The 15843-nt window shown below is 62.8% G+C and carries 11 protein-coding genes; 7 read left to right on the forward strand and 4 right to left on the reverse strand.

All coding sequences use genetic code 11. The features are described from left to right. Window positions 1–155: 155 nt before the first annotated feature. Window positions 156–1040, reverse strand: a complete 885-nt coding sequence (locus GJ700_RS34115; protein ID WP_154382575.1) for a winged helix-turn-helix domain-containing protein — start codon at window positions 1038–1040, stop codon at window positions 156–158. Between the two features lie 194 nt (window positions 1041–1234). On the opposite strand from GJ700_RS34115, the gene GJ700_RS34120 reads away from it, so the two are divergent. The 4 genes from GJ700_RS34120 to GJ700_RS34135 all read left to right on the forward strand — a co-directional run bounded on the left by GJ700_RS34120 (window position 1235) and on the right by GJ700_RS34135 (window position 5246). Next, entirely contained in the window at window positions 1235–1708 is a 474-nt protein-coding gene (locus GJ700_RS34120; RefSeq protein WP_195764106.1) for an Lcl domain-containing protein, read from the forward strand. A 19-nt stretch (window positions 1709–1727) separates the two neighbouring features. Further along, on the forward strand, window positions 1728–2294 hold the full coding sequence (locus tag GJ700_RS34125; RefSeq protein ID WP_154382579.1) for a YceI family protein: 567 nt from the start codon (window positions 1728–1730) through the stop codon (window positions 2292–2294). A gap of 238 nt (window positions 2295–2532) precedes the next feature. Continuing rightward, window positions 2533–4980: a DUF8189 domain-containing protein gene (locus tag GJ700_RS34130; protein ID WP_308700737.1), complete on the forward strand. Its 2448-nt coding sequence runs from the start codon at window positions 2533–2535 to the stop codon at window positions 4978–4980. Beyond that, the gene (locus tag GJ700_RS34135) at window positions 4980–5246 is read left to right on the forward strand and encodes a hypothetical protein (protein WP_154382581.1); all 267 of its coding nucleotides are present in this window, start codon (window positions 4980–4982) and stop codon (window positions 5244–5246) included. The genes GJ700_RS34130 and GJ700_RS34135 overlap by 1 nt, the downstream gene beginning before the upstream one ends. Before the next feature lie 17 nt (window positions 5247–5263). Here GJ700_RS34135 and GJ700_RS34140 read toward each other — a convergent pair whose 3' ends face one another. Both GJ700_RS34140 and GJ700_RS34145 read right to left on the reverse strand, forming a co-directional pair. After that, complete coding sequence (locus GJ700_RS34140) at window positions 5264–7405, reverse strand: sensor histidine kinase (protein WP_308700738.1); 2142 nt, start codon at window positions 7403–7405, stop codon at window positions 5264–5266. A 1-nt stretch (window position 7406) separates the two neighbouring features. Further along, the gene (locus GJ700_RS34145; protein ID WP_371868253.1) at window positions 7407–8081 is read right to left on the reverse strand and encodes a response regulator transcription factor; all 675 of its coding nucleotides are present in this window, start codon (window positions 8079–8081) and stop codon (window positions 7407–7409) included. Between the two features lie 202 nt (window positions 8082–8283). Between GJ700_RS34145 and GJ700_RS34150 the strand changes: the two genes are divergently transcribed. From GJ700_RS34150 to GJ700_RS34160, 3 genes are read left to right on the forward strand one after another with little or no spacing between them, the layout of a single operon-like run. Continuing rightward, a complete protein-coding gene (locus GJ700_RS34150) occupies window positions 8284–9555 on the forward strand; it encodes an SPFH domain-containing protein (RefSeq protein WP_154382585.1) in 1272 nt (423 codons plus the stop codon). Then, a complete protein-coding gene (locus GJ700_RS34155) occupies window positions 9555–10979 on the forward strand; it encodes an ATP-binding protein (protein WP_154382587.1) in 1425 nt (474 codons plus the stop codon). The genes GJ700_RS34150 and GJ700_RS34155 overlap by 1 nt, the downstream gene beginning before the upstream one ends. After that, window positions 10946–11503, forward strand: coding sequence for an RNA polymerase sigma factor (locus GJ700_RS34160; protein ID WP_229507405.1), 558 nt, complete (start codon window positions 10946–10948; stop codon window positions 11501–11503). Before GJ700_RS34155 ends, GJ700_RS34160 begins: the two co-directional genes overlap by 34 nt. A 54-nt stretch (window positions 11504–11557) precedes the next feature. Here GJ700_RS34160 and GJ700_RS36185 read toward each other — a convergent pair whose 3' ends face one another. Continuing rightward, window positions 11558–15424 (reverse strand): carbohydrate binding domain-containing protein, encoded by a 3867-nt coding sequence (locus GJ700_RS36185; protein WP_154382589.1) that lies wholly within the window; start codon window positions 15422–15424, stop codon window positions 11558–11560. Window positions 15425–15843 lie beyond the last annotated feature (419 nt).

Raw genomic sequence — 15843 nt, forward strand, 5'->3', positions numbered from 1 at the left:
CCGAACAGGACCGTGAAACGACTCTGCGCCGATGATAGTGCTGCAACCAGTGTGAAAGTAGGTTATCGTCAGGCTAGTTATATAGAAAAACCCCGCTGAGTTAGCTCTTGGCGGGGTTTTTTGCTTTGTGCGCCCATATTGGGCACATGAACTGCCTAATGAACGATCGCGGCCTTGAGCGCCTTGGTGACATTTTCCGAAATATCATCCTGCACCTTTAATAAATCATCGACAGGCCGGTCATAGGTTTCCGTCCAAATCACAAAAGCATTGTCGGCTTTTACCAAACGCGCGGATATACGCATGGTCCGGCCGGACGTGCGCACACTGCCGTCGAGGATATAGTTCACGTCCAATTGCCGCGCAATATCCGCCACCGGGAGTTGTTTGCCTTTGAAATAAAACGATGACGTGGGCGCAGGCACGCGAACCCCGGGAATTTTGCTGAGCCGGCCGATCAATTCCTCGGTCATACCATCGGCGAAATACTCTTGCTTCATATATTCCGTCAAATCCAGGAACGGCAAGACCGCGATGGATTTCTGGTATCGTCCCGCATGCGTCGAACCATTGGACGAATGGCTGGCCGGCGCGTTTTGCCACCACAATCCGGCGCCCACTAAAATGGCCGCGCTGGAACCGATCAATAATGCAAGGCGGCGACGGTTCACCTTCGGGCTGTTTAACACTGGCGCAACCGCATCCGGCGCTATCCATGTGCCAATCTCGGCAACCATCCGATAACCCTGGCGCGGCACCGTCACAATATAGCTGGCCTGCTTGGGATCGTCGCCCAGCAGGCGCCGCAGCGATGCAATGGCCTGGTAGACAGAGTCGGCGGAGACGACCACGCCGGGCCATACCTGTTCCAGCAATTCTTCCGCACTGACCACCTGGCCAGCCCGGTCCGCCAGGCAGAGCAGCAGGCGCAGCATGCGCGGCTCAAGCCGGACGCATTCTGTGCCGCGCGTCATCTGCCCCAGGTTCGAATCAATATGCCATGCGCCTACGCGCAATTTTTCCGCTGTCAAAGTATTCATCGGGCCGGGCGTTTGATCGCCGCTATTTTGTGTTGCGCGATTATATCCCTCCGTGACACCGGGGATTCAGACGATTTCAGGGCATATTCAGGCCAATTTCAGGCTGTTTTCAGGACTTTCTTCGGTGGAAAGCGCACTGTGTGAGCCGCGCCATCCATCCCGTGATGGCAATCCTTGAAAATGGAGACCCTCCCATGCAATACCCCTGTGTAGTAATCGGATGCCTGGCGTTGACGTTGTCATGCACGTCGGCAGTCGCCGCCTCTGGCTGGACAGCGCTCGGCCACGACGTGTTGCTGCAAAATAAGACCGGATTACAGTGGACCAGGAGCGACAATGGCCGGGATATCAACTGGAGCGATGCCGGCGCCTACTGCACCAAACGGGGCGACGGATGGCGCCTGCCTAGTATCGATGAGTTGCGCAGTGTGTACGCGACGGCCGTGGAAACAAAAGAAATGGCCCCATGCGGCGATGCCGTTTGCGCGGCGCCGGCATTGCTGCAACTGACCAGCGCCTGGCACTGGAGCGGCATGGCGGTGACCCAGGAACAATCCTACGATTTCCAGCAATTGGCCTGGGGCTTAACCCTGGTGAATGGCCGCCAGACCATGGCGCTGCGTTTTGCCGCGAGCGCCAGCCGCGCCCTGTGCGTGAAAAACACTTGATCCCGATAAGGAGCCATCAATGAAACGTTTCATTTTTTCCGTGTTTATTTTCGCTTGCCAGAGTGCATTCAGTGCAGAAACGCTCACCATCGACCCCAGCCATAGTGTGGTGGCATTCAACTGGAATCACTTCGGCTTTGCCAAACAAGCCGCCCGTTTTGAAAAACTGGAAGGCAAAGTCGTACTGGATCAAAACGATATCCAGAAATCGTCGGTGTCTGTGCGGATTCCACTGCAGGGATTGCGCACCGCTATTGAATTTCTCGACCGGCGTTTGCAGAAGGATGAATTCTTCGCGGCGGACCGATACCCTGATATTACCTTCACCAGCAAGGAAGTGAAGAAAGGGCCGAATGATACGCTGCGTATTACCGGCGATTTATTCCTGCATGGAATAACCAAATCCATCGTATTGCAGGCGAAAGTCAATAAAATCCAGTCCGCATCCAGCGTGGAACCGGCACGCGCCGGTTTTGAGGCGACGGCCATGCTGCGGCGTACGGACTACGGTGTCGATAAATATGTGCCTGCGGTATCGGACGAGATCAGCGTTTTCATTTCGCTGGAAGTATTCCAGGAAGGCTGATTGCTGCCCGCCAGAACAATGGCGGGCTCTATTCATCTTTGCAATTCGGAATAAATAAAATCCTGATGGAAAGTCGAAATTCATTTTAACTATCGCCACCTGCTCAGCAGGTAAATATTAATTTTGCAATGCGTGAGAATGTGCGAGATTTAATGGAACTTCTTTCACTATCTTTGTCTTAGTCTTACAAGACGCGTGTGATTTACACATGCGCTTCATCCAAAGACAGGGAGGCAGCATGAGAGCGAAACAGCAGAAAGGTGCGGCTGCGCCGACGGCGGAAGGCTGCGGTTGCAGCGATACCGGCATGGGCTATCAAAGTGAAAACACCAGCGTTTCCCAGCAAATGGCCGGCGAAGGTTCGCTGGGCTGGGCTGACCCGAACGACCGTGGCATGCCCGGCGTGTCGAAACGGGGGCCACAGGATGGCATGCCGTCCGGCGGCATGAATGAAAGAAGCGGCGGCCGCGACGATGGCATGCCTGGCGGCGACATGAATGGCGGCGGCGGGTTTGGCGGCTCGGGCGGCTCCGGCGGAATGGGCGGCCCGGGAGGATCCGGCGGAGATGGTGGTAGTGGAGGCTACGGTGGTCCCGGCGGCTATGGCGGCGAAAACCTGCCGCAAGTACGCCGCTGCGCCACCATGGATGTGCACCGGCGCCTGCTGTCCACCAACCCCGACTATGCGCGTGCCCGCGATGAAATCGAAATCCACGCGCAGCGCTACGAAGCCGGTTTGCAGTCCAGCCAGCGTACCGGCGTCACGCGGATTCCCGTGGTCGTGCACGTGGTCTGGAACACCGTGGCGCAAAACATTTCCGATGCTCAGATTGCCAGCCAGATCGATGTGCTGAACCGTGACTTCCGCCGCACCAATCCGGACGTCAGCACCACGCCGGCGCCGTTCCTGCCCCTGGCGACAGATGCCCGCATTGAATTTTTCCTGGCTACCTCCGACCCGAATGGCGCTCCGACGAGCGGTATCGAGCGCCGCCAGACCACGGTGGCCTCGTTCTCCGACAACGACGCCGTTAAATCCACCGCCAGCGGCGGCTTGAACGCATGGCCTGCCGACCAATACCTGAATATCTGGGTTTGCCAGCTGGGAGGCGGCTTGCTGGGCTATGCGCAATTCCCCGGCGGCCCGGCGGCAACCGATGGGGTCGTGATCCTGCAATCGGCATTCGGTACCAATGGCACGGCGGCGGCCCCGTTCAACCTGGGCCGTACGGCAACCCATGAAATCGGCCACTGGCTGAACCTGAACCATATCTGGGGCGATGACGGCACCGGCTGTTCCGGCACGGACAATGTGAGCGACACACCCAACCAGGGTGGCTTCAACACCGGTACGCCTTCCTTCCCCCATGTTTCGTGCAGCAATGGTCCGAATGGCGACATGTTCATGAATTACATGGATTATGTCGATGACCGCGCGATGGTGATGTTCACGGCCGGCCAGGTGTCCCGCATGCAGGCCTGCCTCGATGGCGTACGCGCCAGTATTGGCCTGGGCGCTGGAGCAACGGTGCGCCCCAGCTCCGAACCGGTGGTGGCATGGGGCCCGAACCGCATCGATGTCTTCGTGCTCGGGACCGACCGTGCGCTGTACCACAAGTGGTGGAACGGTTCCGCCTGGGGGCCATCGGTCACCGGCTATGAAAACATGGGCGGTGTCTGTACCAGCGTGCCGCAAGCGGTGGCGTGGGGCCCGAACCGGCTCGACGTGTTCGTCACCGGCGTCGACAGCGCGCTGTACCACAAGTGGTGGAACGGGGCCGCCTGGGGACCGTCCGTCACAGGCTACGAAAACATGGGCGGAATTTGCCTGGGTGATCCCCGCGTCGTCTCGTGGGGCCCGAACCGCCTGGATGTCTTCGTGCTGGGCGCCAACCGGGCGCTGTACCACAAGTGGTGGAATGGTTCCGCCTGGGGGCCGTCGCTGACCGGTTATGAAAACATGGGGGGTATTTGCATCGGGCAGCCGGAAATCGTGTCGTGGGGCCCGAACCGGCTCGATATCTTCGTGATCGGCGCGGACCGCGCGTTGTACCACAAATGGTGGAACGGTTCGGCATGGGGGCCTTCGGTTACGGGCTATGAACGGCTGGGCGGCATTTGCACTTCGGCGCCGCGCGCCGTGGCGTGGGGCCCGAACCGCCTCGACGTCTTTGTTACCGGGACCGACGGCGCGTTGTACCATAAATGGTGGAACGGCTCCGCCTGGGGCCCATCGGTCGACGGCTTTGAACGGATGGGAGGCATTTGCGTGGGAGAACCGGAAGTGGTGGCATGGGGTCCGAATCGTCTCGACGTGTTTGTCATGGGTGTCGACAGCGCGCTGTACCACAAATGGTGGAATGGCTCCGCCTGGGGCCCGTCGCTGACCGGCTACGAATACATGGGCGGCATTTGCACGTCGGCGCCACGCGTGGTGTCGTGGGGACCGAACCGTCTCGACGTCTTCGTCACCGGCACCGACAGTGCGCTGTACCACAAGTGGTGGAATGGCTCCGCGTGGGGGCCGTCCGTCACCGGTTACGAAGCCATGGGCGGTGTCATCACGGCCTTCCGCGAAGGCGAACAGCCTCCGGGCGGCTTGCCTGCGCCGGATGGACAGCAGCCGCAGGTTGTGCCGGTCACATCGCGTAATGTAATCGATACGCTGGTGACGATGAACGCGTGATGGAACCCAACCAGCCATCGATGGGAGCAGGAATCTGGGCGCATTCATTCGAAGAGGATGAAGGCGACATCCAGGTCTACCGTCCCCGCGCCACCTTCCCGTTCCCGCCCAGCCGGCGGGGACGGGAGACACTGGAGTTCGATCCGGCAGGCCGCGTCAGCGCCGGTATGCCCGGGCCGGACGACCGCATGATGCAGAGGGCGGGATCGCCGGGCTTCGATGTGATCGAAGCGGGGCCGGATATCCTGAAAGTGCGCATGCACTGACGTGCGTGCGCAAGCACTTAAGCGCTGCGCTGCAACGTCAGCGTAAAGACGACGCCATCCACGACACCATCGCCCGTATTGTGCGCGGCGATGGTGCCGCCCATTTTCGCCATGTAAGTCTTGGCTACGAATAACCCCTGGCCACGGCTGCCGCCGCTCTCTCGGCCGGACACCCCATACTCGAAAATTTTGTCCAGCAAATCCGCCGCGATATGGCTGCCGCTGTTGTGGATGGTGATGGTGGCGTTGCGCTCCGTAACGGCCAGCGTCATCGTGATGGCGCTGCCAGGCGTGCGGTGGCGGTCCGCATTGTGCAGCACGTGGGTAATCACATCTTCCAGCGCGTGCAGATCGGCGCGCGCCATGACCGCGCCGTCGGCGTGGCTGGTAAAGCGCACGTCGGCAATGCCGGCCGATGGCGCGTACGCCGCGACGTCGTGCAGGAAGGCCTGCAAATCCACGTCTTCCACTTGCACTTGCCCGGACTGGAATGCTTCGCCGGGCGACGCGCTGCCATACAGGATGCGGATCGCCTGCTGCATGCGCTGGATATAGCGCAGGCTCTGGTCGCCATGATTGCCATGCAAGGCCATCAACGATTGCAGCGGCGACATGATTTCATGGCCCACCGCGTGCCACATGTCGCGCTCCTGTTCCGCGCGGATTTCTTCGCGCTCAACATCTTCATGCACGCGCCGCAATAAATCATGCAAGCAGGACGCCAGCACACCCAATTCGTCGCGGCCCCGCAAATCGCTGAAATCCAGTTGCGCCAGGCTGTCGCTGCCCTTCACCGTACGCGCCACGCTGTTCGCGCGGCGTGTCAGCATGCCGATCGGGCGGATGATACCGACTTCCACCACCAGCCAGGCCAGCAGCAGCGCGCCCAGCATGGCGCCGACGAACCACGACACGCGGGTCGCCACCACGCCCAGGTTCTGGTTGACGCTGCGGGCATCGCCGTGCAGCTTCAGCACATAGTCGCCCAGCGGCGTCGCGACAGTCGTGCTGCTGTCCAGCGGCGCGCTTTCGGTTTCCACCGGCAAGCGCCGGATCAGGCGCAGCAGCAAAGGGGAGGCCGGCGCGGCGGGATTGGCGGCGCCGGCAATGCGGGCGATTTCCGCGCCGCCCGGCAGTGCGATGGCCAGCGTTTCACCGGGCAGCAGTTGTGCGCGCAAGCTGGCCAGGGAAAATGGCGGCGTCACGGGATCCCGGGCGGTGTCGAGCAGCGGGGCGCCATCGCCGGGCGGCAGCACCGCCACGTGCACGCTGATCTTGTCCAGGTCGGCCGGCGGCCACACGGGACGGGCCTGGTCGAACAGCGCATCCTGCAAGACGCCGACCGGCAACCGGATGGAAAAGAAACTGCTGTGGCGGCACGCGGCATCGCCCGGCGCCAGGCCCGCGCTGGTGCAGACGGGACTTTGCCAGATCCAGCCACGGAAGTCGCGCACGGGGCGGGCATTCGGTTTGCCCGCATCCTGCGCATTCAGTCCCGTCAGGCGGCCCTGCATGCCGCCGCCGGAAGGCGCGCTATCGATAGGGATTTCAAACGGTGCGATCCAGCGGTAGTGCAATCCCCGGATCTGCACGCTGACTTCCACGCGGTGCGCCTGCGTGACATCCGGCTCACGCCGCGCATGGGGTTGCAGGCGTGCGCTGTCGAAGGTCCCGGCCACATAGATAAAGCCGCCTGCCCATGGATTGTTGCCGATGCCGGCGCACAGCGAACCCTGCGGGCCTACCTGCGCCAGGCATCCGGACATGGCGATGGCTTGCCGCACCTTGTGCTGGTCGTCGAAATCCAGCGCGGGGAAGGGCAGCAGCAGCGGGCGCAAGCCGCCGCCCTCCGGGGCATGGTTTGGATTGAGCAGCGCCAGTTGCCCTGCCGGGTGGCGCAGGGTGGCGGCCAGTTGATCCTGCGTCTTGCGGAACGATTGCGCATAGCTCTCGTAGCTCAACTGTTTTTCCTGTTGCAGCACGGAGATGGCCAGCCCCACGATGGCTAGCGCAAGCGACAGGAACGCCATGCGCAGCACGATGCGCAGCCGGTAGGTCGCCAGGCTGGGCAAACGCCGCCAATACCGTAGTTGCCGCAGGTGACGCCGCAGTTTATTCATCGGCGACATGGTCGTACCGGCATCAGCCATCTCAGCCATGTCAGGCGGGATCCGTCCAGCGGAAACCCCGCATCGGCACGCTTTCGATGCAGGCAAATTCCGGATCGATTTCCCGGAATGCATCGCGGATGGTGCTCACGTGCTTGCGGATATTGTCGCGGTTGCGCCCGCTTTTGACGACGTCGAACAATTCATCGTAGCCCACGACCTGACCCCGCTTGGCGAACAACGCCGCCAGGATGCGCTGCGCCGTCAGCGGCAGGTTGATGCGCTGGCCATTCCACGTGGGCGAACGCTGCCGCAACGGGTCCATGGCCAGTGCTTCCGCTGGCCTGTGCTCCTTCACGGAGCGCAGGATATCGAGGAAGGTTTCGACGAAATCCGCTTCGTCGAACGTGCTCTTTTGCAGGTAATCCCATGCATCGAGCGCCTTCATGATGGAGCGGTAGATGGTGGCCGGCATGGCCGACACCACCAGCACGGGCGTGCCGTGCCGCTTGTTGATGGCATTGATGATGGCGACACCCGCGTGGCGTTCACGTCCCAGTTCGATGTCGAGCACCACCAGGTCGTAATGTTCCCGCTCGATGGCTTGCTCCGCCGCGTCGCGCGTGGTCCATTGGTCGATGACGATACCCGGCCGGGCGGCTGCGATCCAGCCTGCCAGCTGGTTACTGGTGGGAAGATCGTCTTCGATGACGGCAACTCTGGGCACGGCGCGACTCCTGGGAATGAAACTGACTTCATTCAAGTATCTCCGGTTTTATTGAAAAAGTCACAGGGCTGGCCGTGAGTATTTCTTCACAGCCCGGAATGAAGCGGCATGGCGCGCCATTGAATGCTCGTGTCCCTCCGCCGCACCATGGCGTCAGCGGCGGGGCAATTCGTCCCGCGCAATGTCCTACAAGGAGAATGCCATGTCCGTCCGTATCGCTGCCATCGTGCTGGCGATCAAACAAGCGTTTGCCGCAGCAGGCCGCGGTGTCCGTCATGTGTTCCAGTCCGCCGTCCGGGGAGCCAAGGTCCTGGCGTCGCCCCGTCCCCGCAACCTGCTGGCGATGGCCGCCGTTACCGGCGCTGCCGGCTGGGTGATTTACACGCATCCGCCCGTGCAAATGGTGGCGCGCGGCGATGGCGCGGTCAGAGTCAACCAGTGGACGGGTTCCGCCGTGCAGGTGGGCGAAGGCGTGACGGTGGTCATTCCCGGCATGCACTTGCTGCGCCGCTTCCCGCTGCGCGACCAGTTATACCGTCCCGCCACCGGCAGTGATGCGCCATTCCAGTCGCAGGAAGGCTTGTCCGTCGGTGTCGACCTGACACTGCGCTACGCCTATGACCAGAACAGGCTGGCCGACCTGGCGCGCAAGTTGCCCGCCGACGTGCCGTCCGATGTGCTGGCGCCGGCCATGCAGGGTGTGATGTACCAGGTGTTCACCCGCTATACGGTGCGGGAAATCTTTTCGTCCAAGCGGGCGGAAATCCAGGCCGCGATTGAGGGCGAACTGAAACCCCGGCTGGCGGCGGACGGCATCGTGCTGCGCTCGGTCGCGATCGGCAAGGTCGCGTTGCCGCAAGACTTCAAGGCCGGCATGGAAAAATTGCTGGCCGAAGAGCTGGAAAGTGAAAAGATGCGCTATACGCTGGAACTGAAGGAAAAGCAGGTGAAACAGTCGGAGCTGGAAGCGGACGCGGACAAGGTCCGGCGAGAAAAAGCGGCGGAAGCGGCGGCGCGCGAACAGGTGATTGCCGCCAAAGCGCAGGAAGAAGCCATGCGCCACGTGCTGCCGTTCAAGCAAAAGCAGGTCGAACAACGTCAGCTGGAAGCGGATGCGGAAAAAGTCGCCCGCATCCGCGTCTCGGAAGGCAATGCACAGGCGCGCGTGATCGAAGCGACGGGTGAAGCGGAATCGCGCCGCAAACTGGCCGATGCGGAAGCGTATCGCCAGGAAGCGCTGGGCAAGACCACCAGCGCGCAAATGGCGCGCGAAGGCGAATTGCTGAGCCGGCACCCGTTGCTGATCCAGAAAACCATGGCGGACAAATTGTCCGACAAGGTATCCGTCATCATCGCACCGCCATCCGTCAGCGGCGGCTTTATCGGCGCCGGATTGCTGGGCATGAATGGCAACGCTGCGGGCGCGGTACAGGCGCCGGAAACCGCGCCGCAAGCCGAGCAGGGGCAGCAATAATGGCCGGCCCGGTATCGGCCATCGCGGCAGCGGCGCTGGCCATCGTCGTGCAAGACCAGACGCCACTGCGCGCCGCGGCCAAGGAGTCGGCGCAGCAGCAGGCCGTGTTGTGGCAGGGCGACGTGGTGGAAGTGCGCGGCGAACGCCAGGGGTACTTGCAAGTGTATGACTACCGTCGCGAGCGGGGTGGCTATGTGCGGGCGGCGCGCACGCGCCCCTTGTCCGCGAGTGAACAGGATGCGCCCGAACTGTTGGCCGTGGTGCGCTTTCTGCGCGATACGCCGGGCGCCGAAGCGCTGGGCATCGCGTACACGGCGGCATATTTGAAAGCGGCGCCTGCCCGTGCGATGACGGCGGAACCATTTGATGCGCTGGGCGGTATGGCGGAGCGGCTGGCGCAGCGCGCATCGATGCGCCAGGGCGCGCAGGCGGAAGCGGTGACGGCGGCGCACCTGGAAGTGGCGGCGCAATATGGCGTCACCCTGCGCAGCATCGAGCGGGATGGCGAAATGCGGCTGTGCTATGACGGCGATGCGTGGCGCCGCGCGATGGCGCTGCCGCATACCGCCATGCAGCAAGCCCGCGCCGTGCTGGCGCAAACGCGGCCCGACTGCCTGGCCCCGCAACGCCCGGGCGCGCCGCCGCCCGTGTTAACGATGGAACACGCAACCTTGCTCGATGCCGTGCCTGCGCAGGATTTGCCGGCGTACGTGCAAAACCGCCTGTCGCTGCGCAAGGCGCTGGTGTGGTCTGCCATTGCATTCCAGCAGGCGCGCAAAGGCAGCGCCCCGGCAGCGGAACGTGCGTTGCAATGGCTGGCGGGTGTCAACCGCGAAGAACTGGCGGAAGAAGACTTGCCGGCATATGCGGAAGCCGCGGTGCGCGTGGGCGCCGTGCGCTGGGGCGCGCTGGCCAATGTGGCGCCGGCGCCGGGACCGGGTGGCCTGACGCTGGCCCTGGCGCCGGGACAGCCGGGGGAAACCTGCCTGCTGCTGACGGATGACAAGCATCCGGCCCAGGCGCCATTGCTGCGCCGCTGCACGTACGGCGTGGTGTGGCCGGCGTCGGCCCGCGCCCATCCATCCGGCGCCGCGCTGGCGCTGGCGGTGCAGCCGATGGAAGGCTGGCGTGAATTGTGGCTGTTGCGCCGCGATGGCCAGCAATGGCGCGTGGACGTGCTGCCCCCCGGCAGCAGTAACCCGGATATCGGTTACGCGGAATTCGCCGGCTGGGTGCCGGGCGCGGACAAAATGCTGGTGGCGCGCGACGTGCGGGCCGATGGCAAATTCCGCCGCAGTTTCGAGCTGGTGGACATGGCGACGCTGGCGACGGAGCGCAGCGCGGACCGTCCCGAATCGCTGTCGGTGTTTTACAAGTGGCAGGAACCCGCATGGAAACGCGGCACTGTCATAATGGCAAGATGAAAATCGACACGTCACTCATCGAAGCCGCCCGGCAGGGGGATGCCCGGGCCATGGAACAATTACTGGCGCAGTCCCAGCCGGACTTGCGCCGCTTCGCGCGGCGCTCCTGTGCCACCAGCGAAGACGCGGACGACGCGGTGCAGGTGGCGCTGTGGAACGTGCAGCGTAGTATCGGCTCCGTGCGCGTGGTGGCCGCTTTTGCAGGATGGCTGTTCAGGATCGTCGAGCGGGAATGCTACCGCTTGCTGCGCCTGGGCCGTAAAACGGAACCGTTGACGGAGGAACTGGAAGCCAGTTTGCAGTCCGCCAGTCCGCTGGCATTGCGGCGCGACCTGGCCCGCTTGCTGGCCGAGATGCCCGTCGAATACCGCGACGTGCTGGTGCTGCGCGATGTGGAAGAGTTGACGGCGCCGGAAGCCGCCGAGCAGTTGCAAGTCTCGGTGGCCGCGCTGAAAAGCCGCCTGCACCGCGCCCGCGCCATGATGCGCGAGCGCTTGCAGGCAGGCGGCTATCAAGCCATGTAGGGCGGATCGGTCTTATCGAGCCGCCATGCCGGCGCGAGCATGGCAGTGCAGGCGTCAGAACTTGAAATTGCCATCCGAACGCTGCACCGTGCCGCTGCACGACGCCGGCGTGGCAAATTCACGGTTACCCGACGTCGTGGCCTGGTTGCTTTCCCATGCGGCCGTGCTGCCATTCCACTTGACGTACTTGTACTGGAATGACGTGCCGGCCGGCAGGCTCAGCGTCCCGGTCCATGGGACATTGGCGCCGCTGCCCTGGATCGCCAGCGCAAAGCCGCTGGCGGGTGTCCAGTTGCCCAGGCTGGCGTTGTTGCCGACCACGTACAGGTTCTGGCCCACCACCGTATTGGCATTGGCGATCGTGAAGCTGACCTGGCAGCCGGAAGCGGCAGGTGTCGTCACCGGCAGCGCGCTGCTGGCTGCCGATGCATTGCCTGCCGCGTCGAACGCCTTGACCGTGTAACTGTAGGTCGTGGCCGGCGCCGCCGTGTTGTCGGTATAGCTGGTGCCGGTGGTGGTGCCGAGCAGGGCGCCGTTGCGGTACGCGTAATAGCCGGTGACGCCGACATTGTCGGACGATGCGGCCCACGACACGGTGGCGCTGGTGGCGCTGACGTTGCTGGCTGCCAGCCCCGCCGGCGCGGTCGGCGGCGTGGTGTCGACGACGCATGGATTCGTACCCGTGCTGACGACGCCGTTTTCCACGCGGGACAAGCCGGTTCCCAGCGTGTAGTTCTTGCCGCCATTGTTGTCCCACGTGCCCGAACCGTTATTGAAGACCGCCTGCAAGCCCGTTGCGGTGGACAGGTTGGCCGTGTACGACACCCACCCGGTGCACGCCGCCGCCATGGCCACGCCGGGCACCGTGGTCCACGTGCCGCCGGTCGGCGAATAGTGGATGTTGGCGCTGCTCCAGCCGGATGGCAGACGGTAGTACACCGTGGCCACATTGCCTGCCGCCGTCGTCACTGAGCGGGCGGCGGACGCGGGGCCGGTATTGCCCGCCGCATCCTGCGCCTTGATGGTGTAGCTGTAGGTGGTCGACGGCGTCAAGCCATAGTCCGCATAACTGAGGTTGGCGCTGGTTCCCACCTGGACGCCATTGCGCAGTACGAGGTAGTTTGCCACGCCGTAGTTGTCGGTTGCGGCGGTCCAGGTCAATGTCGCGCCCATTGGCGTGATATTCGACGCGGCGGGTTGCCCGGGGGCTGTGGGTGCTTGCGTGTCCGCCGCCTTGGTGGTGACGCCCAGCGCGGCGCTGGCGCCGGACTGGTTGCCGGCCGCATCGAATGCCGTCACCGTGTAGGTGTAGGCGGTCGACGACGCCAGGCCGCTGTCGGTAAAGGTGTTCGACGCCGGCGTGCCGACCTGTACGCCGTTGCGGAACACCTTGTAGCCCGTCACCGCGATGTTGTCGGTGGCCGCTTGCCACGCCAGCGTGACGGAGCGGTCGGTCAGCTGGTTCGCAGCGGGCGTGCCGGGTGTGGACGGCGGCGTGCTGTCCACGGTGAGGAAGGGATAGACGCCGTTGATGGCGCCGTTGATGTCTTCCGCATAGCCGGAGCCGCCGGACACGGTCTTGTAGCGGCCCGCGCCGACGAACACTTGCTGGATCTCCGAGCGCGTCACGTTGCCCAGCGTATCCGTCATTTCCACGTAATAGTCGAGCAACTGGTTGCGGTAGTCGGAAATGTACGCGTAATACAGGTCGCCGATGTCTTGCGCGGGCAAGGCGGCAATCGTGTCGCGCGTGGCGGCGTTCCACGCGACGCCATTCATGTCCGGCTGCAGGTCGCGCACCTGCATCGGGTAGTCCTGCCATGCGCCCACACTGGCTGGCGTGATCGACAGTCCCGGCGCGCCAGCCAGCGCCGCCGGGTCATAGACCTTGTACGTATCGTCGCTGGCGTCGATATTGTTGGTGGCGTGGACGCGCACCCTGACCTTGGCGCTGGCGATGCCGGACACGTCGTGGCCATAGGTATAGATGGCGAAGTCATTGCTGTAATGCTGGACGGTCCAGCCTTCCGCCTTCGATGCATTGACGGAGCCGGGGTTGTACGGGTAGCGCTGCGGCCACCAGACGGACGGCCCCGTGCGGTCGCTGGCCAGGTGCGCCTGCACATACGGTTTGGCGAAGGACAGCGCATTGTTGAACGCCAGCGTGGGCTTGACGGAATCGTCCTTGTTTTCGTCGTAGTAGCCGAAACCGGAATCCATGGCGGGCAGCAGGAAGTACCATGCCAGTTCCGCCGGGTTGGCGCCGCCCGCATAATCGGAGGCGGGATTGCCTTTGACGGGGTACGACATCATCCATGGATTGAGCTGGTTGCCGGGATGGGTGACCTGGTTGTCCAGCGCCGTGGTGGGCGACCAGTGGTTCGGGTGCGCATCGAGCCAGATTTGCTCGGCGGTCTTCGCATAGTTCAGCGCCGCCTGCAGCAGCGCGAAATTGCGCTCCAGGTAGTGCCAGCCATACTCCAGCGATACGGTGGCGCCTTCCTGTTGCCCTTTCAGGTTGACCTTGGGTGCGAGGTTATTGCCCGTGACGCGGTTGAATTCCGCGAACTGCCCCTTCCAGATCATGAACGGCAAGTGCCAGTGGTACCACGTTGGGTCGGACGACGAGTCGCGGGTATCGATCCACGAACCGTCCTGCACGTGCTGGACGTCGCCCGCCGGAATCGGCTTGGCTTTCAGGTATTCATCGATGCCCAGGCAATAGCCATTGCCGCTGCAGGTGGTGGAGTGGCCGGCCTGCCAAGTGCCCAGCGAACCTGCGCGGCCGCTGGAATTGTCGCCATCATGGGCGACGACGAAGAACTGGCGCGGTTCCAGCGCGGAGTAAGGGGCGATTTCATCGACCGTGACCGCGCCTTCCCAGCCTTCCAGCCATGAACCGTTCTGGCTGACGGGAATGCCGGCCAGTTTGGTCACCGCGCCCGTGGCGGGATCGACGTGGCGCACCCAGTGCGGCGTGGACGCGAACGGGAATTTGTTGACCACCACTTGCTGTTCATGCGCCATGGCGGCAGCGACCCAGCTACCGGTGGTGGACGTGTTGCGCAGGCTGGCGCGATTGGGCGGCGACGTCAGCGTGTCGCCTGCCGCGTCATAGGATGTGTACGGATAATCCTTCAGCGTGCGCGAAAAGTGGTTATTGCCGAGGACGGACCATTGCACGCCCAGTTTCGACAGCGTGGGAATCAAGCGCTCGGAAAAGCCCAGCTCCGTGGGGAAGTAGCCTTTCGATGACTGGAAGCTGTTGCCGAGGAAGTTGGGCTGCGCCAGGGTCACGTTCTGGTAAATCAAATCCTTGAGGAAGTAGTCGGAACCGACCAGCGGGCCCATGGTGTGGTGGCCCGTGAAATGCACGGTGTCCAGCGTGCGGTAATTATTGGCGGTCTTCAGCGTGGTGAAGGTATTGAGCCAGGCGGCGCCCCACGACGGGTTGGTGTAGCCGGGGACGTTTTGCAGCGTGTTCAGGCTTTGCACGTTGTTGATGACGGCGCCCGACATGGTGACGTGGATTTGTCCCTTGGCGCTGGACCAGCTTTGCATCTCGTTGGCCACCTGCATGGGCCAGTACAGGTAGGCGCCGGTTTTCGCATCGTGCGAGTAATACGCCACCAGGTCGTCATGGGGCATGATGGCGCCGCCCAAGGACGCGGGCAGGTAATAGCTGTAGCCGGCCGGCGGGCTTTGCTTCAGGTTGATGACTTCGCCGTCATAGGTGTAGCGGATGGGGGCGCCGACGGCGGTGGCGTTGTACTTGGCCACAGGATCGACCGCGTAGAACGGCCAAAAGTTCGGCATGTGGTTGTGATACACGTGCGCGGCCGGGATGGTGCCGGCTGACGCGATGCTGGCGGTAAATATGGTGGCCAGGCAGGCGGCCAGGTGCTTCTTACGGAATTGCATGCACATCTCCTAACAGGTTGAACTGCTGATGGAAAGCGCAGGGGCGTGACCGCGACAGCGCCGTCCGGACGAAGGGGTACCTCGCCGGAAAATGCGATAACTGCTGTCGTAGGAATGTCTCGTGCGGATTGCCCTTTGCGGGACTGCTTGTGTGTGGCTTGTATGAATACTACCAAGTCATTGGGTAATGGCTGTGGTAGCTATGGGTAAACTACGTGTGTGTGAAATTTGTGTCAACGTTTACTTTGTAGTTTACCTACATTTCAAGTTAACTTGCGTGAGAAGTGTTGCTTTGCTATAGTTCTGTCCCCGCAGCGCTGCGACAGATCAACGAAACAGCGTAGCGAAGCAAGGGGTTGACGAGAATCACGAAACACTAGATAATCTCGCTTCTCTGCTGCTGACGAACAAAACGCTTC

It is taken from the genome of Pseudoduganella rivuli (assembly GCF_009674485.1).
In the GTDB taxonomy this organism is placed as follows: domain Bacteria; phylum Pseudomonadota; class Gammaproteobacteria; order Burkholderiales; family Burkholderiaceae_D; genus Rugamonas; species Rugamonas rivuli_B.

What these genes read in the sequence shown, in the direction of transcription:
- GJ700_RS34150 (WP_154382585.1), top strand. Translation starts at nt 8,284, where the DNA reads ATGTCCGTCCGTATCGCTGCCATCGTGCTGGCGATCAAACAAGCGTTT.
- GJ700_RS34140 (WP_308700738.1), bottom strand. Translation starts at nt 7,405, where the DNA reads ATGGCTGAGATGGCTGATGCCGGTACGACCATGTCGCCGATGAATAAA.
- GJ700_RS34160 (WP_229507405.1), top strand. Translation starts at nt 10,946, where the DNA reads ATGGAAACGCGGCACTGTCATAATGGCAAGATGAAAATCGACACGTCA.
- GJ700_RS34155 (WP_154382587.1), top strand. Translation starts at nt 9,555, where the DNA reads ATGGCCGGCCCGGTATCGGCCATCGCGGCAGCGGCGCTGGCCATCGTC.
- GJ700_RS34135 (WP_154382581.1), top strand. Translation starts at nt 4,980, where the DNA reads ATGGAACCCAACCAGCCATCGATGGGAGCAGGAATCTGGGCGCATTCA.
- GJ700_RS36185 (WP_154382589.1), bottom strand. Translation starts at nt 15,424, where the DNA reads ATGCAATTCCGTAAGAAGCACCTGGCCGCCTGCCTGGCCACCATATTT.
- GJ700_RS34120 (WP_195764106.1), top strand. Translation starts at nt 1,235, where the DNA reads ATGCAATACCCCTGTGTAGTAATCGGATGCCTGGCGTTGACGTTGTCA.
- GJ700_RS34125 (WP_154382579.1), top strand. Translation starts at nt 1,728, where the DNA reads ATGAAACGTTTCATTTTTTCCGTGTTTATTTTCGCTTGCCAGAGTGCA.
- GJ700_RS34115 (WP_154382575.1), bottom strand. Translation starts at nt 1,040, where the DNA reads ATGAATACTTTGACAGCGGAAAAATTGCGCGTAGGCGCATGGCATATT.
- GJ700_RS34130 (WP_308700737.1), top strand. Translation starts at nt 2,533, where the DNA reads ATGAGAGCGAAACAGCAGAAAGGTGCGGCTGCGCCGACGGCGGAAGGC.